Below are 1,603 nucleotides of genomic sequence, written 5' to 3'. Positions count from 1 at the left end.
TGCTGTGCACTTTCTCGCACAGCATCTGCTTGACCTTCTCGGGGTTGCGCGAGATGTCTTCGAAATTCTTGGGCAGGAAATCCACCGCGCCGGCATCCAGCGCATCCAGGGTCACCCGGGCGCCTTCGTGGGTCAGCGAGGAGAACATCAACACCGGTGTCGGGCAACGTTGCATGATATGACGCACGGCCGTGATGCCATCCATCATCGGCATTTCGTAGTCCATGGTGATCACGTCCGGCTTCAACGCAATGGCTTGTTCGATCGCCTCTTTGCCGTTGGTGGCCGTGCCGACTACCTGGATCGTTGGATCGGCGGAAAGAATCTCCGAGACGCGGCGGCGGAAGAAACCCGAATCGTCCACCACCAGGACCTTGACTGCCATAAACACTCCGTTAGACGGGGCGGGCACTTGCGCGCCCTGCCCCGCCAGAATCAAATACGCCGTGCGGCGTAACGCTTGAGCATGCTCGGAACATCGAGAATCAGCGCGATGCGACCGTCACCGGTGATGGTGGCACCCGACATGCCCGGGGTGCCCTGCAGCATCTTGCCCAAAGGCTTGATCACCACTTCCTCCTGGCCCACCAGTTGATCGACCACAAAGCCGATGCGCTGGGTGCCCACCGACAGAATCACCACATGGCCCTCGCGCTGCTCTTCATGCTTGGCCGACGCCACAAGCCAGCGCTTGAGGTAGAACAGCGGCAAGGCCTTGTCGCGCACGATCACCACTTCCTGGCCGTCCACCACGTTGGTGCGCGACAGGTCGAGGTGGAAGATCTCGTTGACGTTGACCAGCGGGAAGGCAAACGCCTGGTTGCCCAGCATCACCATCAGGGTCGGCATGATCGCCAGGGTCAACGGCACCTTGATGACGATCTTGGAGCCCTGGCCCTTGGTCGAGTAGATATTGATCGAGCCGTTGAGCTGGCTGATCTTGGTCTTTACCACGTCCATGCCGACGCCACGCCCGGACACGTCGGAAATCTCGGTCTTGGTCGAGAAACCCGGCGCGAAGATCAGGTTGTAGCACTCGGTGTCGGTCAGGCGGTCGGCGGCGTCCTTGTCCATCACGCCGCGCTTGACGGCGATATTGCGCAAGATAGTCGGGTCCATGCCTTTGCCGTCATCGGTAATCGACAGCAGGATATGGTCGCCCTCCTGCTCCGCCGCCAGGATCACCTTGCCGTTGCGTGACTTGCCCGAGGCTTCGCGTTCTTCCGGGGTTTCCACGCCGTGGTCGACGGCGTTGCGCACCAAGTGGACCAGCGGGTCGGCCAGGGCCTCGACAAGGTTCTTGTCGAGGTCGGTTTCTTCGCCCACCAGTTCCAGGGTGATTTCTTTCTTGAGCTGACGCGCCAGGTCGCGAACCAGGCGCGGGAAGCGGCCGAAGACTTTCTTGATCGGCTGCATCCGCGTTTTCATCACGGCGGTCTGCAGATCGGCGGTAACCACGTCGAGGTTCGACACGGCCTTCTGCATGGCTTCGTCGCCACTGTTCAGACCCAGGCGCACCAGGCGGTTACGCACCAGTACCAGTTCGCCGACCATGTTCATGATGTCGTCCAGGCGCGCGGTGTCCACGCGCACGGTGGTTTCG

General features: G+C 61.3%; 2 protein-coding genes. Both read right to left on the bottom strand.

Annotated elements, in window-relative coordinates:
- Positions 1–385 (bottom strand): response regulator (locus BFQ00_RS00200; RefSeq protein ID WP_139114954.1); only part of this gene is annotated, 385 nt, incomplete at its 3' end.
- Between the two features lie 50 nt (positions 386–435).
- Positions 436–1,603: chemotaxis protein CheA (locus tag BFQ00_RS00195; protein ID WP_139114953.1), on the bottom strand; the 1,168-nt coding region annotated here is incomplete at its 5' end.

This window comes from Pseudomonas sp. 28 E 9, from assembly GCF_900004785.1.
GTDB classification, from domain to species: domain Bacteria; phylum Pseudomonadota; class Gammaproteobacteria; order Pseudomonadales; family Pseudomonadaceae; genus Aquipseudomonas; species Aquipseudomonas orientalis_A.
This window is presented reverse-complemented; position numbering and strand designations above follow the sequence as displayed.